22 protein-coding genes are annotated in these 20,525 nt (G+C 65.2%); 16 read left to right on the forward strand and 6 right to left on the reverse strand.

All coding sequences use genetic code 11. From position 1 onward, the window contains the following. Positions 1-2: 2 nt before the first annotated feature. Positions 3-1,244: a polyhydroxyalkanoate depolymerase gene (locus AC3FKG_RS06860; protein ID WP_483711000.1), complete on the reverse strand. Its 1,242-nt coding sequence runs from the start codon at positions 1,242-1,244 to the stop codon at positions 3-5. A gap of 265 nt (positions 1,245-1,509) precedes the next feature. Further along, positions 1,510-2,706, reverse strand: a complete 1,197-nt coding sequence (locus tag AC3FKG_RS06865) for an amino acid aminotransferase (RefSeq protein ID WP_488742731.1) — start codon at positions 2,704-2,706, stop codon at positions 1,510-1,512. 174 nt (positions 2,707-2,880) lie between these two features. On the opposite strand from AC3FKG_RS06865, the gene uvrB reads away from it, so the two are divergent. The 15 genes from uvrB to iscX all read left to right on the forward strand — a co-directional run bounded on the left by uvrB (position 2,881) and on the right by iscX (position 14,766). Next, complete coding sequence (gene uvrB, locus AC3FKG_RS06870) at positions 2,881-4,968, forward strand: excinuclease ABC subunit UvrB (protein WP_488742732.1); 2,088 nt, start codon at positions 2,881-2,883, stop codon at positions 4,966-4,968. A 72-nt stretch (positions 4,969-5,040) separates the two neighbouring features. Beyond that, on the forward strand, positions 5,041-5,340 hold the full coding sequence (locus AC3FKG_RS06875) for a putative quinol monooxygenase (RefSeq protein ID WP_483731765.1): 300 nt from the start codon (positions 5,041-5,043) through the stop codon (positions 5,338-5,340). A 17-nt stretch (positions 5,341-5,357) separates the two neighbouring features. Continuing rightward, on the forward strand, positions 5,358-5,579 hold the full coding sequence (locus AC3FKG_RS06880) for a hypothetical protein (RefSeq protein ID WP_483711004.1): 222 nt from the start codon (positions 5,358-5,360) through the stop codon (positions 5,577-5,579). A 49-nt stretch (positions 5,580-5,628) separates the two neighbouring features. Further along, positions 5,629-5,868 carry a hypothetical protein gene (locus AC3FKG_RS06885; RefSeq protein WP_483711005.1) on the forward strand — a complete coding sequence of 80 codons (240 nt, stop codon included), beginning with the start codon at positions 5,629-5,631 and terminating at the stop codon, positions 5,866-5,868. 133 nt (positions 5,869-6,001) lie between these two features. Beyond that, on the forward strand, positions 6,002-6,493 hold the full coding sequence (locus AC3FKG_RS06890) for a low molecular weight protein-tyrosine-phosphatase (RefSeq protein WP_488677247.1): 492 nt from the start codon (positions 6,002-6,004) through the stop codon (positions 6,491-6,493). A gap of 28 nt (positions 6,494-6,521) precedes the next feature. Continuing rightward, entirely contained in the window at positions 6,522-8,639 is a 2,118-nt protein-coding gene (locus tag AC3FKG_RS06895; protein ID WP_488742733.1) for a site-specific recombinase, read from the forward strand. Positions 8,640-8,720: 81 nt separating this feature from the next. Beyond that, complete coding sequence (gene iscR / locus AC3FKG_RS06900; protein WP_483711008.1) at positions 8,721-9,281, forward strand: Fe-S cluster assembly transcriptional regulator IscR; 561 nt, start codon at positions 8,721-8,723, stop codon at positions 9,279-9,281. Between the two features lie 61 nt (positions 9,282-9,342). Continuing rightward, a complete protein-coding gene (locus AC3FKG_RS06905; protein ID WP_488742803.1) occupies positions 9,343-10,566 on the forward strand; it encodes an IscS subfamily cysteine desulfurase in 1,224 nt (407 codons plus the stop codon). Between the two features lie 51 nt (positions 10,567-10,617). Continuing rightward, complete coding sequence (iscU, locus tag AC3FKG_RS06910; protein WP_483711009.1) at positions 10,618-11,019, forward strand: Fe-S cluster assembly scaffold IscU; 402 nt, start codon at positions 10,618-10,620, stop codon at positions 11,017-11,019. A 37-nt stretch (positions 11,020-11,056) separates the two neighbouring features. Next, positions 11,057-11,377 carry an iron-sulfur cluster assembly protein IscA gene (gene iscA / locus AC3FKG_RS06915; RefSeq protein ID WP_483711010.1) on the forward strand — a complete coding sequence of 107 codons (321 nt, stop codon included), beginning with the start codon at positions 11,057-11,059 and terminating at the stop codon, positions 11,375-11,377. Between the two features lie 21 nt (positions 11,378-11,398). Next, complete coding sequence (locus tag AC3FKG_RS06920; RefSeq protein ID WP_483711011.1) at positions 11,399-11,641, forward strand: DUF3565 domain-containing protein; 243 nt, start codon at positions 11,399-11,401, stop codon at positions 11,639-11,641. A gap of 51 nt (positions 11,642-11,692) precedes the next feature. Beyond that, positions 11,693-12,211, forward strand: a complete 519-nt coding sequence (hscB, locus tag AC3FKG_RS06925; RefSeq protein ID WP_483711012.1) for a Fe-S protein assembly co-chaperone HscB — start codon at positions 11,693-11,695, stop codon at positions 12,209-12,211. 97 nt (positions 12,212-12,308) lie between these two features. Further along, positions 12,309-14,174: a Fe-S protein assembly chaperone HscA gene (gene hscA, locus AC3FKG_RS06930; protein ID WP_488742734.1), complete on the forward strand. Its 1,866-nt coding sequence runs from the start codon at positions 12,309-12,311 to the stop codon at positions 14,172-14,174. Positions 14,175-14,217: 43 nt separating this feature from the next. Beyond that, on the forward strand, positions 14,218-14,556 hold the full coding sequence (fdx, locus tag AC3FKG_RS06935) for an ISC system 2Fe-2S type ferredoxin (protein ID WP_483711014.1): 339 nt from the start codon (positions 14,218-14,220) through the stop codon (positions 14,554-14,556). Positions 14,557-14,571: 15 nt separating this feature from the next. Next, a complete protein-coding gene (iscX, locus tag AC3FKG_RS06940) occupies positions 14,572-14,766 on the forward strand; it encodes a Fe-S cluster assembly protein IscX (protein WP_483711015.1) in 195 nt (64 codons plus the stop codon). Between the two features lie 32 nt (positions 14,767-14,798). Here iscX and AC3FKG_RS06945 read toward each other — a convergent pair whose 3' ends face one another. From AC3FKG_RS06945 to prfB, 4 genes are all read right to left on the reverse strand, one after another. Then, a complete protein-coding gene (locus AC3FKG_RS06945; RefSeq protein ID WP_488742735.1) occupies positions 14,799-15,824 on the reverse strand; it encodes an outer membrane protein in 1,026 nt (341 codons plus the stop codon). Between the two features lie 218 nt (positions 15,825-16,042). Beyond that, positions 16,043-17,584, reverse strand: coding sequence for a lysine--tRNA ligase (gene lysS, locus AC3FKG_RS06950; protein ID WP_483711017.1), 1,542 nt, complete (start codon positions 17,582-17,584; stop codon positions 16,043-16,045). Between the two features lie 51 nt (positions 17,585-17,635). Beyond that, positions 17,636-18,391 carry an SDR family oxidoreductase gene (locus AC3FKG_RS06955; RefSeq protein WP_483711018.1) on the reverse strand — a complete coding sequence of 252 codons (756 nt, stop codon included), beginning with the start codon at positions 18,389-18,391 and terminating at the stop codon, positions 17,636-17,638. A gap of 93 nt (positions 18,392-18,484) precedes the next feature. Further along, a protein-coding gene (gene prfB / locus AC3FKG_RS06960; RefSeq protein WP_483711019.1) for a peptide chain release factor 2 occupies positions 18,485-19,589 on the reverse strand; the annotation gives its coding sequence in 2 pieces (ribosomal slippage) (positions 18,485-19,507 and positions 19,509-19,589; 1,104 coding nt in all). 203 nt (positions 19,590-19,792) lie between these two features. Between prfB and AC3FKG_RS06965 the strand changes: the two genes are divergently transcribed. Then, on the forward strand, positions 19,793-20,515 hold the full coding sequence (locus tag AC3FKG_RS06965; protein WP_488742736.1) for a peptidoglycan DD-metalloendopeptidase family protein: 723 nt from the start codon (positions 19,793-19,795) through the stop codon (positions 20,513-20,515). The last annotated feature ends 10 nt before the right edge of the window (positions 20,516-20,525 follow it).

The raw sequence follows: 20,525 nt of genomic DNA on the forward strand, positions 1-20,525 counted from the left end.
GGTTACCGGTACTTGCGGATGAAGTCGCGCAACTGCGGATAGATCTCATCGCGCCAGCGGCGGCCGGAGAAAATCCCGTAGTGGCCGCACTTGGTCGCGGACAGGTGATGCTTGTCCGCGTCCGCGATGCCAGCACACAGATCGTGCGCGGCGGCAGTCTGGCCGGCGCCCGAGATGTCGTCGAGCTCGCCTTCCACTGTCAGCAGCGCGGTGCCCTTGATGTCCTGCGGGCGCACCGGATCGCCGTCGATGGCCCAGGTGCCGTTGGCCAGCCTGAATTCCTGGAAGACTTCGCGGATCGTGTCGAGGTAGTACTCGGCCGCCATGTCGAGCACGGCGTTGTACTCATCGTAGAAGCGCACGTGCGCTTCCGCGTCGTCGGCATCGCCCTGGAGCAGGCTCAGGTAATAGTCATAGTGCGACGACAGGTGACGGTCCGGATTCATCGCCACGAAGCCGGCATGCTGCAGGAAGCCGGGATAGACGCGGCGGCCATGGCCCGGGTAGTTGGCCGGAACGGTGTAGATGACATTGTTCTCGAACCACTCGTACGACTTGTTGGTCGCCAGCGAATTGACCGCGGTCGGGCTCTTGCGGGCATCGATCGGGCCACCCATCATCGTCATGGTCCGTGGCGTCTTCTCGCCGGCCGAGGCCATCAGCGAGATCGCCGCCAGCACGGGTACCGTCGGCTGGCACACCGAAATGACGTGCAGCTTGTCCGCGCCGATGTGACGGATGAACTCCTGGATGTAATGGATATAGTCCGACAGGTGGAACGGACCATGTTCAGCCGGCACCATGCGGGCATCGACCCAGTCGGTCACATAGACCTTGTGGTCCTGCAGCAAAGTGCGCACGGTATCGCGCAGCAGCGTGGCATGGTGGCCCGACAGCGGCGCGGCCACCAGGACCACGGGCTCGTCCTTCAGCAGCTTGATGGTGTCCGGATCGTCGGCATAGCGCTTGAAGCGGACCAGCTTGCAGAACGGCTTTTCCAGAATGGTCTGCTCGACAATTGGGATGTCGCGGCCATTCGAGCGTACCGACCTGATGTCAAACGCTGGCTTCTCGTATTCCTTGCCGAGCCTGTACAGGAGCTCATATCCGGCTGCCAGGCGGGGTGCGCCGGGAACCAGGGACAACGGGCTGAGGGGATTGGTGAAAGTCTTGGCGGTCGCCTGTGCCCACGCGGTCAGCGGGTGCAGCATCGAACGCTGGAACTCATGCAGTTGATAGAGCATGGCGGTCTGGCCTGGTAATACGACGTCTTTCTGGAGGGGCACTATCGTGGACTTGCGTGCTGATTATGCACGCAACCAAACGATCGTGCCGTGCAGCATATACCCTAAGGTACGGCGGCAATGGGAAAAGACAATAGCCCAAAGGCCTTAATTCCGCATGACAAAACGGCATGACAAAAGAAAAAGGCAGCCGTAGCTGCCTTTTTTTGTTGCACGCACCGTGCCAGGACTGTCGGCATGCCAACAGTACCCGACATTGCGGCGTTTACAGCACTGCGGCGATCGCGTCGACCACGGCGTCGATATTACGGCTGTTCAGCGCGGCCACGCAGATGCGGCCGGTGCCGACGGCGTAGATGCCGTGCTCGTTGCGCAGGCGGTCCACTTGCGCCGAGGTCAGGCCCGAGTACGAGAACATGCCGCGCTGCGACTTCACGAACGAGAAGTCGGTCTTCACGCCCTTGGCGGCCAGCTTGTCGACCAGCGCGTGGCGCATCAGCTTGATGCGGTCGCGCATTTCGGCCAGTTCCTGCTCCCACATGGCGCGCAGTTCGGGGCTGTTCAGCACGGTGGCGACCACGGTGCCGCCGTGCGTCGGCGGGTTCGAGTAGTTGGTGCGGATCACGCGCTTGACTTGCGACAGCACGCGCTGGGCTTCTTCCTTGCTGGTGGTGACGATCGACAGGGCGCCGACGCGCTCGCCGTACAGCGAGAAGCTCTTCGAGAACGAGCTCGACACGAAGAAGGGCAGGCCGGACTCTGCAAACAGGCGCACGGCAGCGCCGTCCGGGTCGATGCCATCGGCAAAGCCTTGGTAGGCCATGTCCAGGAACGGGATCAGGTTGCGTTCCTTGATCACCGCGACCACTTGCTTCCACTGCTCGGCCGACAGGTCGACGCCGGTCGGGTTGTGGCAGCAGGCGTGCAGCACGACGATGGTGTTGGCCGCGTACGACTTCAGCGATTCCAGCATGCCGGCGAAGTTCAGGCCGTGGCTGGGCGCGTCGTAGTAGGCATAGTTCACCACTTCGAAGCCGGCCGATTCGAACAGGGCACGATGGTTTTCCCAGCTCGGGTCGCTGATGGCGACCTTGGAGGCCGGGTACAGGCGCTTCAGGAAGTCGGCGCCGATCTTCAGTGCGCCGGTGCCGCCCAGTGCCTGGGCCGTCACAACGCGGCCTTCGGTGATCAGCGGCGATTCCTTGCCGAACAGCAGCGACTGCACGGCCTGGTCATAGGCGGCGATGCCTTCGATCGGCAGGTAGCCGCGCGGCGTGGCGGTCGTCAGGCGCGCCTTTTCCGCTTCCTGCACGGCACGCAGCAGGGGAATCTTCCCTTCGTCGGTGAAGTACACGCCAACGCCCAGATTCACCTTGGTGGCGCGGGTATCGGCATTGAAAGCTTCATTCAGGCCCAGGATCGGGTCGCGCGGGGCCATCTCGACGGCAGAAAACAAACTCATTTGGACTCTCGTGGTCGGCAATGTAAGAAAACGGGAAGGCGTAGAATGCTTCGGACTGCGCTGGGGGGCGTGCGGCAGACCTGCTTGCTGGCGTTGACGGCTTGAAGCGGGCTGTGCAACCCCAAGATTCTAGCGTATCCGCCCCCTTTTCTCAGGTTTTTCCCCTAGCCGCCTATGTCAAACCTTGCCGAAGTTGCGCCGGCCCTGGACGAAGACAAGATCGTTACTTTTCCGGGCTCGCCGTTCCAGCTCTACCAGCCGTTCCCGCCGGCCGGCGACCAGCCCGAGGCGATCCGGCAACTGGTGGAGGGGGTTGACGATGGCTTGTCGTTCCAGACGCTGCTTGGGGTGACAGGCTCGGGCAAGACCTACACCATGGCCAACGTAATCGCCCGCATGGGGCGTCCGGCCATCGTTTTTGCGCCCAACAAGACGCTGGCGGCACAGCTGTATTCCGAGTTCCGCGAGTTCTTCCCACGCAATGCCGTCGAGTACTTCGTCAGCTACTACGACTACTACCAGCCCGAGGCCTACGTCCCGCAGCGCGACCTGTTTATCGAGAAGGATTCGTCGATCAACGAGCACATCGAGCAGATGCGCCTGTCGGCCACCAAGAGCCTGCTGGAGCGCCGCGACACGGTGATCGTCGCGACGGTGTCGGCCATCTACGGTATCGGCAACCCGAGCGAATACCACCAGATGATCCTCACGCTGCGCGCCGGCGACAAGGTCAGCCAGCGCGACGTGATCGCGCGGCTGATCGCCATGCAATACACGCGCAACGAGACCGATTTCCAGCGCGGCACGTTTCGCGTGCGTGGCGATACCATCGACATCTTCCCCGCGGAACACGCCGAGATGGCAGTGCGGCTGGAGATGTTCGACGACGAAGTCGAGTCCCTGCAGTTCTTCGATCCGCTTACCGGCCGCGTGCGCCAGAAGATCCCGCGCTTCACGGTCTATCCGTCCAGCCACTATGTGACGCCGCGCGAAACCGTGCTGCGCGCGATCGAGAACATCAAGTCCGAGCTGCGGGAGCGGCTCGAGTTCTTCCACAAGGAAGGCAAGCTGGTGGAGGCCCAGCGGCTGGAGCAGCGCACGCGCTTTGACCTGGAGATGCTGTCCGAGCTGGGCTTCTGCAAGGGCATCGAGAACTACTCGCGCCACCTGTCGGGCGCGAAACCGGGCGATCCGCCGCCGACGCTGGTCGACTACCTGCCGCCGGACGCGCTGATGTTCCTCGATGAATCCCACGTGCTGATCGGCCAGCTCAACGGCATGTACAACGGCGACCGCGCGCGCAAGACCACGCTGGTCGAGTACGGCTTCCGGCTGCCGTCGGCGCTGGACAACCGGCCGCTCAAGTTCGGCGAATTCGAGCGCAAGATGCGGCAGGTGATGTTCGTTTCCGCCACGCCGGCCCAGTTCGAGCAAGAGCATGCGGGGCAGGTGGTGGAGCAGGTGGTGCGCCCGACCGGGCTGGTCGATCCGACCATCATCGTGCGCCCGGCGGGGACGCAGGTGGATGACCTGCTGTCCGAGATCCGCCTGCGCGTGGAGGCCGGCGAGCGCGTGCTGGTGACCACGCTGACCAAGCGCATGGCCGAGCAGCTGACCGAGTTCATGTCGGAAAACGGCGTCAAGGTGCGTTACCTGCACTCGGACATCGACACCGTGGAGCGCGTGGAAATCATTCGCGACCTGCGCCTTGGCACCTTCGACGTGCTGGTGGGCATCAACCTGCTGCGCGAAGGGCTGGATATCCCGGAGGTGTCGCTGGTGGCCATCCTCGACGCGGACAAGGAAGGTTTCCTGCGCGCCGAGCGTTCGCTGATCCAGACCATTGGCCGCGCGGCGAGAAACGTGAACGGCACGGCGATCCTGTACGCCGATCGCATGACGGATTCGATGCGGCGCGCCATCGATGAAACTGAGCGCCGCCGCGCCAAGCAGATGGCCTTCAACGAGGCCAACGGCATTACGCCGCGCGGCGTGGTCAAGCGGATCAAGGACATCATCGACGGCGTCTACGATGCCGGCGAGGTCAAGGCCGAACTGCAGGCGGCGCAGGAGCGCGCCCGCTACGAGGACATGAGCGAGAAGCAGGTGTCCAAGGAGATCAAGCGCCTTGAAAAGCTCATGATGGATCACGCCAGGAATCTCGAATTCGAAAAGGCGGCGCAGGTGCGCGACCAGCTCGCCAAGCTCAAGGCGCAGCTGTTCGGCGCCAGCGGCGACGAGGCGCTGCAGCCGCCGGTGTAGCGCGTTCGCGGCGCGACAGGGCTGCGTGCTGGCCTATAGTGAAAAGCGTCTTGCCAGATCAGGAGATGTGCCATGGTCAAGCTAGCGCTGTGGGTGCCGCTCGAAGCCGTGCCCGGGAAGGAAGCCGAAGTGGAGCAGTTCCTGAAGGACGGCTTGCCGGTGGTCGAGCAGGAGGCTGGCACCACGGCCTGGTTCGCGCTGCGGCTGGGGCCATCGCGGTTTGGCATCTTTGATGCCTTTCCCGACGAGGCTTCGCGCGATGCGCATCTCGCCGGCAAGGTGGCGGCAGCGCTGATCGCCAGGGCGCCGGAACTGTTCGTTGGTGCGCCCCCGATTCAGAAGATCGAAGTCCTGGCAGCCAAGCTGCCGTGAACGCGCTGGAGTCCGACATGGAACGGCAGTTCGAATATGGTGGCTATACGGTGGTCGCGAGCGCGGTTCCGGAAGCGGGTGGCGGCTTTGCCGCGCAGCTGAGGATTGCCGATGCCTTCGGCGAACCTTCGGGCCCGACTTTCGAGGCGCTGGCCGGCAAGGCGCCGACGCCCGAAGCCGCGGTCGCCATGGCCGAAGCCGCCGCCATGCGCGCCATCGACGCCGGCGAGGTCAACTAGCCCTGCACGACGCAGCCCGCCGGCACGCCCATCATTCCTGGAGACCGTTATGGCCGAAATCGGCGAATGGAAGAAGAAGGTCTATGAAACCCATGAAGTGCAGGTCCAGGTACGGCTGCGCTCGCAAAGCGAGTGGGAATACACCGTCCGCGCCTGTCGTGCTGGCTGCAATATCCGCGCCGCATCGACGCTGGTCGAAAAATCCCTGATCACCGACCACTACAAGTCTGCCGAAGCCGCCGAAATCGCCGGCTTTGCGCACGGAGAGCGGCTGGCCAAACGGCTCTAGCCGCCTGCCGCTGGCCGGTGGCGCTAAAATCGCGCCCTTCGCAGTCAAGGCCTCCATGTGGTACGACGAGCCGGTGCTTTGCGCCGGCTGGTGCTGCGTGCGTGGCGCTTCGCCCATTCCCAGGCAGAAAGCCATGAAGAAATTCGCCATCCTGATGTGCTGCATGGGCAATATCTGCCGTTCGCCCACGGCGGAGGGCGTCTTGCGCGCCAAACTCGCCGCGGCAGGGCTTGCGGATCTGGTCGAACTCGATTCGGCCGGCACCCATGAGTACCACCTGGGCCGCGCGCCGGACCCGCGAACCCAGCGCCACGCGCAGCGGCGCGGCTATGACCTGTCTGCACTGCGGGCCCGCAAGGTCGGCTTGCCGGACTTCTCGCGTTTCGACCTGGTGCTGGCCATGGACCAGGACAATCTCGAACGCCTGTCAGCCTTGTGCCCGCAGGCCGATGCGCAGCAATTGCGGCTGCTGATGAGCTTTGCCACCCATCACGACGCGCACGAGGTGCCCGACCCGTACTACGGCGAGGGCGACGGCTTCGAACGCGTGCTCGACTACGTCGAAGATGCCTGCGATGGCATCGTCGACATGCTGCGCCAGCGTCTGCGCGACGCACCCGCTTGAGCCGTTGCGCCATCCCCTGTGAGAATTCATGCTTCGAACCCTGTTCCGGAAATGGCGCGAGTCGCGCAATGCCAGCCTTCAACTCGACGCCATCCTGACGGCGGCGGATCCTGATGCGCCGCTGGCGGACCGCAACCGATGGCTGATCGAACTGGGCTTCTGGATCCGTCGCGACGGCATGGCAGGCGTGGAGGTCGATGGCGGCGAAGGTCCCGCGCGCGGCACCGGCAGCTTTCGCGAACATGTGCGCATGCGCTACCTGCTGCAGGTGCTCGAGCGGCATGCCAGCTGGGCCGAACGGTTTGGTGCCACGGTGCGCAGCATCGTGCGCGACAACGATCCCACGGCACTGTTCTGCGACACGGGTGTGGCTTCCCACCCGGGCTTCGTCAGCGAGATGGTTCACCGCCTGCAGGCGCGCTTCCTGCCGCCGCCGCCCAACCGCAGCGATATGGCGGCGCTGTTCGCGCTGCTGTTTGTCGGGCAGCACGATGCCGATTGGGTGGAAGCCCTGGATGACGAACTGCTCGCCAGACTGGCGCGCGTGCTGCGCGCGGACCCGGCTGACGACAAGCACCCCGCAGCCGGTGCGCAGGCGATGGCCCGCTACTGGGCAGCGCTCGAGCACATGCTGATCACCAGCATCGCCGTGCTGGTCAGCCAGGTTCGTGCCACCGGCCTGAGCCAGTCGGTGCGCTCGCGGCTGCGCGGCAGGGTGGAAGACACGCCGTTCTACCCGCTCGACAGCGCCATCCAGGCATTGTGCGAGCCTGGACTGACCCATGCGGACGAGGCCTTCGGCCAGCGCCTCAATTATTTCCGTGGGCTGCTGGACGGTTGCCACGCCGCCGCGCTTCAGGTCTATGCGGATCTGGAAGAGAACGGGGTTTCGGTCGAGGTCGTGTTCCAGATCGAGCGCATGAAGGTCCAGCTCGCACGTATCGAGTTGCTTCTCGCGGCATGGGTCGAGCCGTGGCGTCCGGGCATGCATGCGCACCTGGTGGCGGAACTGATCCGCTCCACGCAGGCACGCCGCAGCGTTTCCGACCTGGCCGGCGCGTCATTCGCGCAACTGGCGCGCCGCGTGGTGGAGCGCTCGGCCGAGACCGGCGAGCACTACATTACGCGCGACCGCAAGGAATATGGCGAACTCATGCGCGCGGCGGCCGGTGGCGGGCTGATCACCGTTGCCACCGTGTACCTGAAGTTCCTGATCTACGGCCTGCACCTGGACAAGTTCATCGAAGGGCTGCTCGCCTCGCTCAATTATGCGGGCAGCTTTCTTGTCATCCACTTCGCGCATTTCACGCTGGCCACGAAGCAGCCTGCCATGACCGGGCCCGCGCTGGCACACCGGCTCGATGCAGCCGGGCGGCCGGAAGGGCGCGAGATATTCGTCGACGATACGATCGCGATGATCCGGTCCAATGCGGCCGCGATCTTCGGCAACCTGGCGGTGGTGTTTCCCGTCGCGCTGGCGATCCAGTGGCTGGCCAACAAGATCCTCGGCGCCAACCTGATTACGCCGGCAAAGGCCATTGCCACCATCGAATCGTTCTCGATCCTGGGGCCGACCCCCATTTATGCGGTTTTCACCGGCGTGCTGCTGTGGCTGTCGAGCCTGATCGCGGGTTGGGCCGACAACTGGTTCGCGCTGCACAAGGTGCACGACGTCATGGCCCATCACCGCCGCCTGCGCTATGTGCTGGGCGAGCACGGAGCGCAGCGGTTCGCGGATTTCTGGAAGCGCAATATGTCAGGCATCAGCGCCAATGTGTCGCTGGGTTTGCTGCTGGGGCTAGGCCCGGAAATCCTGAGCTTCTTCGGCCCCCATATGGAAGTGCGTCACGTAACGCTTTCGACGGGGTCCGTGGGCACCGCGCTAGGCGTGTTGGGCCTTGGTGCGCTGCGGCTGCCTTCGCTATGGCTCGCGGTGGCGGGCATCGCGCTGATGGGCGTGCTGAACGTGGCGGTGAGCTTTGCGCTGGCCTTCAATATGGCGCTGCGGTCGCGCCACCTGAAGCGGGTGGATCGGGCTGACCTCAGCGCGGCCGTGCGGCGCCGCATCCTGAGGCACCCGATGTCGCTGATCGTGCCGCCCCGGATGCCAGGCGCGGAGCCGGTCGCCGGAAGCCGTGGCGCATGATGCGGTGCCGTAGGGGTAGTTGACTGAATTAGTCGGGTACCTTTATACTTGACGGAAACGATCAAGTATTAGCCCTGCATCATGAGACTGACCACCAAAGGCCGCTTTGCGGTCACTGCGATGATCGACCTGGCCATGCGCCAGGACCAGGGACCCGTCACGCTCGCGGGCATCAGCCAGCGGCAAAAGATCTCGCTGTCCTACCTGGAACAGCTGTTCGGCAAACTGCGCCGGCATGAGATCGTCGAAAGCGTGCGCGGCCCGGGCGGTGGCTACAGCCTCGCGCGCAAGGCGGAAGACGTCACCGTGGCGGACATCATCATCGCCGTGGACGAGCCGCTCGATGCCACCCAGTGCGGTGGAAAGGGCAATTGTAACGGAGATGACGGCTCCGGGCGTTGCATGACCCATGAACTGTGGGCGACGCTGAACCAGAAGATGGTCGAATACCTCGACTCCGTCTCCCTCAAGAACCTCGTGGACCAGCAGCGCGCCAAGCAGCCGGCTGTCCTGCACGACATGCGCGAAGATGCGGCCGTGCAGCAGGCGGCACCCGCCGCGCGCGGCAAGCCGGACAAGGCAGCTGAGAAGCCGGTCCGCGCCCGGGTGGTGAATTCGGTTTTCAGCCTGGCGCAGTCCTGAAGCGCCCGGCAGGCAAGCAGCGAAACGAAAGATCAGCGGTCCCCCTGAACAAAAGGCAGTCATAACGATGAGCACCCCACATTTCCCCATCTACATGGATTACTCGGCCACCACGCCGGTGGACCCGCGCGTGGCGGACAAGATGATTCCGTACCTGCGCGAGCAGTTCGGCAATCCCGCGTCGCGCAGCCACGCCTATGGCTGGGATGCGGAGCGTGCGGTGGAAGAGGCGCGTGAACAGGTAGCCGCGCTGGTCGGCGCGGATCCGCGCGAAATCGTGTGGACGTCCGGGGCGACCGAATCGAACAACCTGGCGATCAAGGGCGCCGCGAATTTCTATTCGGGCAAGGGCAAGCACCTCATCACGGTGAAGACCGAGCACAAGGCCGTGCTCGACACCACGCGTGAACTGGAGCGCCAGGGCTTCGAGGTGACCTACCTCGACGTGAAGGAAGACGGCCTGGTCGACATCGAAGTGTTCAAGCAGGCGCTGCGCCCGGACACGATCCTGGTGTCGGTGATGCTGGTGAACAACGAGATCGGCGTGATCCAGGACGTCGAGCAGATCGGCGCGATCTGCCGCGAGAAGGGCATCATTTTCCATTGCGACGCCGCGCAGGCGACAGGCAAGGTGCAGATCGACCTGAACACGCTGAAGTGCGACCTGATGTCGTTCTCGGCCCACAAGACCTACGGCCCGAAGGGCATCGGCGCGCTGTACGTGCGCCGCAAGCCGCGCGTGCGCATCGAAGCGCAGATGCACGGCGGCGGCCATGAGCGGGGCATGCGCTCGGGCACGCTGGCCACGCACCAGATCGTCGGCATGGGCGAAGCCTTCCGCATCGCGCGCGAGGAAATGGCGACCGAGAACGAGCGTATCCGCATGCTGCGCGACCGCCTGTGGAACGGCCTGAAGGGGATGGAAGAGGTCTACCTGAACGGCAGCCTCGAACACCGCGTGCCGCACAACCTGAACGTCAGCTTCAACTTCGTCGAAGGCGAGTCGCTGATCATGGCGATCAAGGAGATTGCGGTGTCGTCGGGCTCGGCCTGCACCTCGGCCTCGCTGGAGCCCTCGTACGTGCTGCGCGCGCTGGGCCGCAACGACGAACTCGCGCACAGCTCGATCCGCTTCACGGTGGGCCGCTTCACCACCGAGCAGGAAATCGACTTCACCATCGAACTGCTCAAGAACAAGATCGGCAAGCTGCGCGACCTGTCGCCGCTGTGGGAAATGTTCAAGGACGGCGTCGACCTGAATTCGATCCAGTGGGCCGCGCACTGAGCGCCGCCCGCCAGCACGACCCCATAAAAGATTAAGCACGAGGTAAGCAAAATGTCATACAGCACCAAGGTTCTTGACCACTATGAAAACCCCCGCAACGTCGGTTCCTTCGATAAGGGCGACGACACCGTGGGTACCGGCATGGTCGGCGCTCCGGCTTGCGGCGACGTGATGAAGCTACAGATCAAGGTGAACGAGTCCGGCGTGATCGAAGACGCGAAGTTCAAGACCTACGGCTGCGGCTCGGCCATTGCCTCGTCCTCGCTCGTGACCGAGTGGGTGAAGGGCAAGACCGTCGACCAGGCGCTGGAGATCAAGAACACGCAGATCGCCGAAGAACTGGCGCTGCCGCCGGTGAAGATCCACTGCTCGATCCTGGCCGAGGACGCGATCAAGGCCGCCGTCGAGGACTACAAGAAGAAGCACCCGGGCGCCGACCAGAAGGCCGCCTGAGTGGCTTGAGTTCCGAACGCAGAAGGAAGACGCAACGATGATCACGATGACCGAGAAGGCCGCCAGGCACGTGGCCCGTTACCTGGAACGCCGCGGCAAGGGCGTGGGCCTGCGCCTTGGCGTGAAGACCACGGGCTGCTCGGGCCTGGCCTACAAGCTTGAATACGTGGACGAGCTGCACCCGGAAGACCAGGTGTTCGAAACCCATGGCCTCAAGATCATTGTCGATGCCAAGAGCCTGCCGTACATCGACGGCACCGAACTCGACTACGCGCGCGAAGGGTTGAACGAAGGTTTCCGCTTCAACAACCCGAATGTGAAGGACGAGTGCGGCTGCGGCGAGTCCTTCACGGTCTGAGCGCGGCGCGGACGGGACCGGATGGAACGCTGCATCGTCGGCTTCCACCGGGACGAGGAAGGCGACTGGGTCGCCGAACTCGATTGCGGGCACGGGCAGCACATGCGCCACAATCCGCCCTGGCAACTGCGGCCGTGGACGACCACGGAGCAGGGCAGGGCAGCCCGGCTTGGCGCAACCGTGAACTGCCTGAAATGCGATCGCAACGAACCGCCGGCTGACTGGGCGCGGGCACCTGAACAGGGCCGCACGCGCGGCGGTTGACGTGAATGCACAAGGGGGCGGCGCGACCGCTCCTTTTTGTTGGGGAAGCTGTTGAAAGACGATTTTTTTGCGCTGTTCGGCTTGCCGGTGCAGTTCGGCGTGGATGAGGCGGCGCTCGATGCCGCATACCGGACCGTGCAGTCGCAGGCGCATCCGGACCGCTTCGCCAATGCCGGCGAGGCCGAGCGGCGCGTGGCGATGCAGTGGGCCGCGCACGCCAACGAGGCCTACCGCACGCTGCGCCAGCCGCTCAAGCGCGCGATCTACCTGCTTGGACTGCGCGGCGTGGACGTGCAGGCGGAGAACAACACCGCCATGTCGCCCGCGTTCCTGATGCAGCAGATGGAATGGCGCGAGGACTTGCAGGACGCCGTCGAGTCTCGTGGTATCGAACGCCTGGATGGCCTGCTGCGCGCGCTGCGCCAGGAAAAGCGCGAGCGGCATGCGGCGCTTGGCGCGCTGCTTGACGCCGGCGACAACGAGGCGGCGGGCGCGGCGGTACGGCAGCTGATGTTCATCGAGAAGATCGAACACGACACCAGCGAGGCGATCGATCGGCTGGAAGAGTAGTCCCGGCACGTTTGGCGGGGCCATGTGACAATGGCGCCCGTCGCGAAAGCCGCCTGCGCGGCAGTCACCCTCGCGCACGAGAAAGCGAAGAAACATCATGGCACTGCTCCAGATTTCCGAACCCGGCATGTCGCCGGCGCCCCACCAACGCCGGCTGGCCGTTGGCATCGACCTTGGCACCACCAACTCGCTGGTGGCGGCGGTGCGCAACAGCATCCCCGAAGTCCTGGCCGACGATCGCGGCCGCGCGCTGCTGCCCTCGGTGGTGCGCTACCTGGCGGACCGCACCACGCATATCGGCTACCGCGCCCAGGACGAGGCGGTGCGCGACCCGAAGAACACCGTCGTTTCGGTCAAGCGCTTCATGGGCCGTGGCCTGAAGGACGTGGCCCACAACGAGCACAGCCCCTACGATTTCGTCGATGCGCCCGGCATGGTGCAGATCAAGACCGTCGCCGGCGTGAAGAGCCCCGTGGAAGTCTCGGCCGAGATCCTGGCGACCCTGCGCCAGCGCGCCGAGGACTCGCTCGGCGACGACCTGGTCGGCGCCGTCATCACCGTGCCGGCCTACTTCGACGAAGCCCAGCGCCAGGCCACCAAGGACGCCGCGCGCCTGGCCGGCCTGGAAGTGCTGCGCCTGCTCAACGAGCCCACCGCGGCGGCGATCGCCTACGGCCTGGACAACGCGTCCGAAGGGATCTACGCGGTCTATGACCTCGGCGGCGGCACCTTCGATATCTCCATCCTGAAGCTGACCAAGGGCGTATTCGAAGTCCTGTCGACCGGCGGCGATTCCGCGCTGGGGGGCGACGATTTCGATCAGCGCCTGCTGTGCTGGATCGTCGAGCAGGCCGGCCTGCAGCCGTTGTCGGCGCAGGACACCCGCCTGCTGATGGTGCGCGCGCGCGCGGCCAAGGAGGCCCTGTCGGAGAGCGACAGCACGGTGATCGACGCCGTGCTCGATTCCGGCGAGATCGTGCACCTGATGCTGACCGACGAGGTCTTCAACACCATTACCGCGCACCTCGTGCAGAAGACGCTGGCGCCGGTGCGCAAGTCGCTGCGCGATGCGGGCGTGGCGCCGGACGAAGTCCAGGGCGTCGTGCTGGTTGGCGGGGCCACGCGCATGCCGGCCATCCGCAAGGCGGTGGGCGACTTCTTTGGCCAGCCACCGCTGACCAATCTCGATCCGGACCGTGTCGTCGCGCTCGGCGCCGCCATGCAGGCCAACCTGCTGGCGGGCAACCATGCGCCGGGCGAGGACTGGCTGCTGCTGGACGTGATTCCGCTGTCGCTCGGCGTGGAAACCATGGGCGGCCTGGTGGAGAAGATCATCCCGCGCAACAGCACCATCCCCGTGGCGCGCGCGCAGGAGTTCACCACCTTCAAGGACGGCCAGACCGCCATGGCGATCCACGTGCTGCAGGGCGAGCGCGAACTGGCCAGCGACTGCCGTTCGCTGGCGCGCTTCGAACTGCGCGGCATCCCGCCGATGGTGGCCGGTGCGGCGCGCATCCGCGTGACCTACCAGGTCGACGCCGACGGGCTGCTGTCGGTCACCGCGCGTGAAACGCATTCGGGCGTGGAGTCGTCGGTCACCGTGAAGCCGTCGTATGGCCTGGCCGACGACGACATTGCGCGCATGCTGCAGGAAGGCTTCCGCGAAGCGGAGCACGACATGAAGAGCCGCGCGCTGGCCGAGGAACGCGTCGAGGCCGACCGCCTGGTCGAAGCCACCACGCGCGCGCTGCAGACCGACGGCGACCTGCTGTCCGCCGACGAACGTACCGCGGTCGAGGCGCTGATTGCCTCGGTGCGCGACATTGCCACCGGCGAGGATCACCACGCCATCAAGGCCGCGGTCGAGACACTGTCGCGCGGCACCGACGAATTCGCCGCCCGCCGCATGGACCGCTCGATCAAGAGCGCGCTGGCCGGGCGCAAGGTGCAGGAACTCGGCTGATCACCGGCCCTCGCATCGCCAAGCATCAATACCAGGACACGACATGCCACAGATCATCGTTTTGCCCCACGCCGAATACTGCCCGGAAGGGGCGGTGATCGAAGCCGAGACCGGCACCAGCGTCTGCGACGCGCTGCTGGCCAACGACATCGACATCGAGCACGCGTGCGAGAAGTCGTGCGCCTGCACGACCTGCCACGTGATCGTGCGGGAAGGCTTCGACTCGCTCAACGAAGCGGAAGAGAAGGAAGAAGACCTGCTCGACAAGGCCTGGGGCCTGGAGCCCAACTCGCGCCTGTCATGCCAGGCCATCGTCGCCGACGAAGACCTGACCGTCGAGATCCCGAAGTACACCATCAACCACGCAAAGGAAGGCCACTGAGGCCCGGAGAACCCCATGAAGTGGACCGACACCTACGATATCGCCGCGGCCCTGTATGACAAGTTTCCCGACGTGGATCCGGTAACGATCCGCTTCACGGACCTGCGCAAATGGGTGCTGGAACTGGACGGCTTCAGCGACCTGCCCGAGCGCTCGGGCGAGAAGATCCTTGAAGCGATCCAGTCAGCGTGGATCGAGGAAGCCAGCTGAGCGGCTTCAGCAGCCGGTCGATCCGACCGCCCTCAGAAACGATATCCGACGCCAGCCACGAAGATATCGGCGTCACGGTCGTAGCCCGTCATGACGCGATTCCATGACAGCCGGCCAAGCCAGTGCTCGCTGAGCCGGTAGCTGGCCGACAGCGTCAGCAGCGCGGCCCAGCGGGAGGGCGAGCTGTCCGCACCTGGCCCGCGGACCTGCAGCGTGGTCGCGTAGTACGGCCCAGCGCCGATGCCCAGTGTCAGCCGGTCCCCAAAGAAGCCGCCGCTCAGCCACGCTTGCGCCGCCACGCCGCGCCGCTGAACTTGTTCGGAACTCCCCTCCGCCAGATAGCTGAGCGTGCCTTCGATGCCGCGCCAGAAGCCGTGCCGATACTCCGCGGCCGCGGCGAATTCCGTTTCCGAAGCAAAGCTGTTGACGATGCTGGTGCCCAGGAAGATCGTCAGTTCATCGCCAGTGAGCGTGCCGGTGCGCGTGCCCGCGACAAAGGGGCCGTCGCGCCGGCCGTGGTCGAGCTGGTAGCCCACGCCCAGCAGCACGGTGTTCGAGTTGAAACTCGACCAGGTTTGCGCGCGGTTGTATCGCGCCTGCATCATCCAGGGGCCGCCGCTCACATACCAGGTAGCCGCCGCGCTGGCCAGTAGCCCGACGCCGTGATGGTTGCTGTAGCTGCCGTCCGGCTGTTCGTCGGCAGTGTCGGAATATAGGTAAGGGCCGGCACCGAAAGACACCGCGAACTGGCGGCCCGGCGTCAGCCAGCGCCACCACAGCAGGGCAGCATGTCCGTCGCGATGGTGGCCGCTGACGTGTCCTTCGTTCAGGTAGGTGTAGCTTGCATACCAGCGGTCTGTGAGGTTTAGCTGGTAGCTGTAGGCGTAGACACCGCTGCGGTCGTCGTCGCCGTGGATCGGCGGATTGGTGTGCACGCCGCCCATCAGCAGGAGTTCCTGGCCATGCGCGGCATGCTGGAGCGTGGCCAGCAGGAGGCCGCCAGCCAGCGGCATCACTCGTTGCCAGATCCGGAAGGTCCTGCGGTTGGCGCATTGCATCTTGGGGGTTCCGATATGCGGGGGCGCTCGGAAATCATAGCAAAGCGCACAGACGGTTGCCCGGGTGAGGCGGGTCCTCCTTATTACGGAATATTCTTCGCGCGATGTGCAGCCAGCAGGGCGAGAAGGGCGAGAAGGGCGGGAGGCAGGCGCATCAATGAAAAACCCCGCCAAAAGGGCGGGGCTTCACTGACCAGCGCTGGCCCGTACGACCGTACTCAGTCCTCGCGCCGCAGATGCGGGAACAGGATGACGTCGCGGATGTTCGGGCTGTCGGTCAGCAGCATCACCAGGCGGTCGATGCCGATGCCGCAGCCGCCCGTCGGAGGCATGCCGTATTCGAGGGCGCGGATATAGTCCGCGTCGTAGTACATCGCCTCTTCATCGCCGGCGTCCTTCTGCTCGACCTGCTTGCGGAAGCGGTCGGCCTGGTCTTCGGCATCGTTCAGCTCCGAGAAGCCATTGGCGATCTCGCGGCCGGTGATGAACAGCTCGAAGCGCTCCGTGATGCCCGGCACCGTGTCCGAGGCGCGCGCCAGCGGCGAGACTTCCACCGGGTAGTCGATGATGAAGGTCGGCTCCCACAGCTGGCTTTCGGCGGTTTCCTCGAACAGCACCAGTTGCAGCGTGCCGATGCCCGCGTTGAGGAACTGCGGCGCGCTGGTGTTGACGCCAAACTTCTTCAGTTCGGTGCGCAGGAACTCGACATCGGCCAGTTGCGCATCGGTGTACTGCGGCGCGAACTTCTGGATGGCCTGGCAGATGGTCAGGCGATGGAACGGCTTGGACAGGTCGAGTTCGCGGCCCTGGTAATTCAGCACCGCGGTGCCGCTGGCGTCGATGGCGGCCTGGCGGATCAGGTTCTCGGTGAAGTCCATCAGCCAGCGGTAATCCGTGTAGGCAGCGTAGAACTCCATCATGGTGAACTCGGGGTTGTGGCGCGGGCTCACCCCTTCGTTGCGGAAGTTGCGGTTGATCTCGAACACGCGCTCGAAGCCGCCGACGATCAGGCGCTTCAGGTACAGCTCGGGCGCGATGCGCAGGAACATCTGCATGTCCAGCGCATTGTGGTGCGTGATGAACGGCTTGGCCGCGGCGCCGCCCGGGATCGGGTGCAGCATCGGCGTTTCCACTTCCATGAAGCCGGCGTCGGCCATATGGCGGCGCAGCGACGACATCGCGTTGGTGCGCGCACGGAAGGTGTTGCGGGTCTCGGGCGAGACGATCAGGTCGACATAGCGCTGGCGGTACTTCATTTCCTGGTCGGCCAGGCCGTGGAACTTGTCCGGCAGCGGGCGCAGCGACTTGGACAGCAACCGCAGTTCCTGCACCTGCACCGACAGCTCGCCCTTGTTGGTGCGGAACAGCACGCCGCGCGCGCTGATGATGTCGCCGAGGTCCCAGTGCTTGAAGGCGGCGTAGACGTCTTCGCCGACCTTGTCGCGCGTGATGTAGAACTGGATCTGGCCGCTGCCGTCCTGCACGGTGGCGAAGCTGGCCTTGCCCATCACGCGCTTGAGCATCATGCGGCCGGCGATGGCCACTTCGACCGGCGCGGCTTCCAGCGCGGGCTGGTCGGTCTCGCCGTACTGGGTGTGCAGCGCGGCGGCCTGGTGCGTCGGACGGAAATCGTTCGGGAAGGCCACGCCTTGCTCGCGCAGGGCCGCCAGTTTCTCGCGCCGCTCCGCGATGATCTTGTTTTCGTCGGCGGCCGGTGCTTCTGCGGTCGGGGCGCCCTGGGCGCGGGTGGGTTCGGTCATGATGTCTTGTCGGGTCGCGCGCGGCATGCCGCGCGCGGATTCAGTATGGCTTCAGTAATTGCGCAGGTCGTCCAGCTCGGTGCTGCCGAAGTCCGGACGATGCAGGTAGGCAAGGATGCGACCGGCGGTGTCTTCGGCGGAGGCAAGCTGCTGGTTCGCCTTCAGGTCGCGGAAGCGCTGCACCTGGGCAAAGTCGGCATTGCGGATGGTGTCCTGCATGCCGGTGTCGACCACGCCCGGTGCGAGCGCCACGGCACGAACCGTTCGCGGTGCGGGGGTGCCGGCGTATTCAGCATTGACCGAACGGATGAACATGTCGAGCCCGGCCTTGCCGGCGCAATAGGCGCTCCAGCCTTCGACCGGGCGGCGTGCCGCGCCGGACGAGATGGCGAGCACCTTGCGCGGGCAGTCGAACTTCTCGGTGCGTTCCAGGAACGCGCCGGTCATGATCATCGGCGAGGCCAGGTTGGTCAGCAGGTGCGGCAGCAGGGTGCTTTCCTGCAGGCGCGACAGCGGGCCGATCGGCTCGACCACGCCGGCATTGAGGATCAGCGTGGCGCTGGCCGGCCGGTCCTGGCTCTCCAGCACGCTGGACAGCCAGCCGGCGGCGGACGCGGGCTGCGACAGGTCCTGCAGGTGCCAGGCAACCGGCACGCCGCTCATGGTGGCCACGCGCTCGAGTTCCAGGTTGCGGCTGCGCGCCACGCATACCAGGCGGTTGCCCGGCACGAGCAGCGCATTGGTCAACGCCGCACCGAGCCCGCGCGAGGCGCCGGTGATGATGTAGAGGTGGTCTGCTTCGCTCATGATGCCCGGTTCGGAGCGCCACCCGCGGCGGGCGGTGCATGGTTGGCGGATGCGGTCCGGCGCCATGCCCGCACGGTGGGCATGGCGCCGGCCTTACAGTCCCTGCTTGAGGCTGGCCTCGATGAACGGGTCCAGGTCGCCGTCCAGCACCTTCTGGGTGTTGGACATTTCCACGTTGGTGCGCAGGTCCTTGATGCGGCTCTGGTCCAGCACGTACGAGCGGATCTGGTGGCCCCAGCCCACGTCGGTCTTGCCGGCTTCGAGCTTGTCGGCTTCGGCCTGGCGCTTGCGCATTTCGTGCTCGTACAGGCGCGACTTCAGCATCGACATGGCCTCGGCACGGTTGCGGTGCTGCGAACGGTCGTTCTGGCACTGCACCACGATGCCGGTCGGCATGTGCGTGATCCGCACGGCCGAATCGGTCTTGTTGATGTGCTGGCCGCCGGCGCCCGACGCGCGATAGGTATCCACGCGCAGATCGGCCGGGTTGACCTCGACCTCGAACGAGTCGTCGACTTCCGGATACACGAACACCGACGAGAACGAGGTATGGCGCCCGCCCGAAGAGTCGAACGGCGACTTGCGCACCAGGCGGTGCACGCCGGTTTCCGTGCGCAGGTAGCCAAAGGCGTATTCGCCCTCGATCTTGATCGTCGCGCTCTTGATGCCGGCCACGTCGCCTTCCGACTCTTCGAGCACCTCGGCCTTGAAGCCCTTGCGCTCGCAGTACTTCAGGTACTGGCGCAGCAGCATCGAGGCCCAGTCGCACGCTTCGGTGCCGCCCGCGCCGGCCTGGATGTCGATGAAGGCATTGGCCTGGTCCATCTCGCCCGAGAACATGCGGCGGAATTCCATGCCGGCCACGATTTCCTCGAAGCCCTTGACATCGGCTTCGATCGATTCCAGCGTTTCGTCGTCGCCTTCTTCCTTGGCGAGTTCGAACAGCTCATCGGCACCGGTCAGGTCGTCCGTGAGCTTGCCGAGGACACTTACGACGCCCTCGATGGCTTTCTTTTCCTTGCCGAGATCCTGGGCGCGCTTGGGGTTGTTCCAGACGTCCGGGTCTTCCAGCAAGCCGTTGACTTCTTCCAGCCTTCCTACTTTGACATCGTAGTCAAAGATACCCCCGTAGATCTTCCGTCCGGGAACGGAGATCGGAGATGGCACCGGAGATGGCGTTGAGGCGTTCTGCTTCCATGATGATCCTGCGCTTCGAAAACCTCGAATTATAGCGGAATCGGGGCGTATTCCGGTGCCGCGAGCGGCGCTGGCACCCCTTTGCGCCATGAACGGAAGCACCTGCCGAGGGTCTACCCGGCGGGCCATGCGGCGCGGGCGGCGATAATAGAGCCGCTCCAGGCTTCGCCAGCCGCCCCCCGAAGACCAACTCAACAGGGACGAATGACGCCAACAACACACGAAACCGCCGGCCGCCGCCGGATGCTCGGATGGATGATCGCCGCGGCGTGCGCCGCGCTGGCCGCCGGTTGCGGCACGATGTCCTCGGAACCCGCGCCCGAGGGCTTTTACCGCGTGGAGAGCGGCGACACGCTGTACTCCATCGCCCGCAAGCAGCGCCGCAATGTGCGCGACCTGGTGCGCTGGAACAACCTGCCCAGCGCCGACCGCATCGAAGTCGGCCAGCTGATCCGCGTCAAGCCGCCGGGATCCGGCACGACCGCTTCTTCTTCGGGCGGCACGCCACCGCAAACTGTGACGGATACGCCGCGCGCGGACAGCGGCGGCCAATCGAAGGTGCCTGCCAGCGCCATCCGGCTGCAATGGCCGTCCGACGGCAAGGTCACGTCACGCTTCTCGCCGCCCGCCAGCAAGGGACTGAGCATCGCGGTGCCGCCCGGCGGCACCGTGAAGGCTGCTGCATCGGGCTGGGCCATCCACGTGGGCAATCTGCGCGGCTACGGCATGCTGGTGATCGTCAAGCACAACGACGACTGGCTGACCGTGTACGGCAATCTCGACAAGCCGCTGGTCAGCGAAGGCGCGCGCGTCAGCGCCGGCCAGGACGTCGGCAGCATGGGCGGCAGCGGCAGCGAACTGCACTTCGAGGTGCGCGGCAACGGCAAGCCGGTCGATCCGGCCAACTACCTGCCGGCACGCGGCTAGCCGCGGCGCG

The sequence above is a fragment of the Cupriavidus sp. 22TCCZM04-2 genome (genome assembly GCF_057798895.1).

Bases quoted from the DNA above. Each gene is read 5' to 3' on its own strand.
- AC3FKG_RS06860 (WP_483711000.1), bottom strand. From the start codon at position 1,244: ATGCTCTATCAACTGCATGAGTTCCAGCGTTCGATGCTGCACCCGCTG.
- AC3FKG_RS06865 (WP_488742731.1), bottom strand. From the start codon at position 2,706: ATGAGTTTGTTTTCTGCCGTCGAGATGGCCCCGCGCGACCCGATCCTG.
- uvrB (WP_488742732.1), top strand. From the start codon at position 2,881: ATGTCAAACCTTGCCGAAGTTGCGCCGGCCCTGGACGAAGACAAGATC.
- AC3FKG_RS06875 (WP_483731765.1), top strand. From the start codon at position 5,041: ATGGTCAAGCTAGCGCTGTGGGTGCCGCTCGAAGCCGTGCCCGGGAAG.
- AC3FKG_RS06880 (WP_483711004.1), top strand. From the start codon at position 5,358: ATGGAACGGCAGTTCGAATATGGTGGCTATACGGTGGTCGCGAGCGCG.
- AC3FKG_RS06885 (WP_483711005.1), top strand. From the start codon at position 5,629: ATGGCCGAAATCGGCGAATGGAAGAAGAAGGTCTATGAAACCCATGAA.
- AC3FKG_RS06890 (WP_488677247.1), top strand. From the start codon at position 6,002: ATGAAGAAATTCGCCATCCTGATGTGCTGCATGGGCAATATCTGCCGT.
- AC3FKG_RS06895 (WP_488742733.1), top strand. From the start codon at position 6,522: ATGCTTCGAACCCTGTTCCGGAAATGGCGCGAGTCGCGCAATGCCAGC.
- iscR (WP_483711008.1), top strand. From the start codon at position 8,721: ATGAGACTGACCACCAAAGGCCGCTTTGCGGTCACTGCGATGATCGAC.
- iscU (WP_483711009.1), top strand. From the start codon at position 10,618: ATGTCATACAGCACCAAGGTTCTTGACCACTATGAAAACCCCCGCAAC.
- iscA (WP_483711010.1), top strand. From the start codon at position 11,057: ATGATCACGATGACCGAGAAGGCCGCCAGGCACGTGGCCCGTTACCTG.
- AC3FKG_RS06920 (WP_483711011.1), top strand. From the start codon at position 11,399: ATGGAACGCTGCATCGTCGGCTTCCACCGGGACGAGGAAGGCGACTGG.
- hscA (WP_488742734.1), top strand. From the start codon at position 12,309: ATGGCACTGCTCCAGATTTCCGAACCCGGCATGTCGCCGGCGCCCCAC.
- fdx (WP_483711014.1), top strand. From the start codon at position 14,218: ATGCCACAGATCATCGTTTTGCCCCACGCCGAATACTGCCCGGAAGGG.
- iscX (WP_483711015.1), top strand. From the start codon at position 14,572: ATGAAGTGGACCGACACCTACGATATCGCCGCGGCCCTGTATGACAAG.
- AC3FKG_RS06945 (WP_488742735.1), bottom strand. From the start codon at position 15,824: ATGCAATGCGCCAACCGCAGGACCTTCCGGATCTGGCAACGAGTGATG.
- lysS (WP_483711017.1), bottom strand. From the start codon at position 17,584: ATGACCGAACCCACCCGCGCCCAGGGCGCCCCGACCGCAGAAGCACCG.
- AC3FKG_RS06955 (WP_483711018.1), bottom strand. From the start codon at position 18,391: ATGAGCGAAGCAGACCACCTCTACATCATCACCGGCGCCTCGCGCGGG.
- AC3FKG_RS06965 (WP_488742736.1), top strand. From the start codon at position 19,793: ATGACGCCAACAACACACGAAACCGCCGGCCGCCGCCGGATGCTCGGA.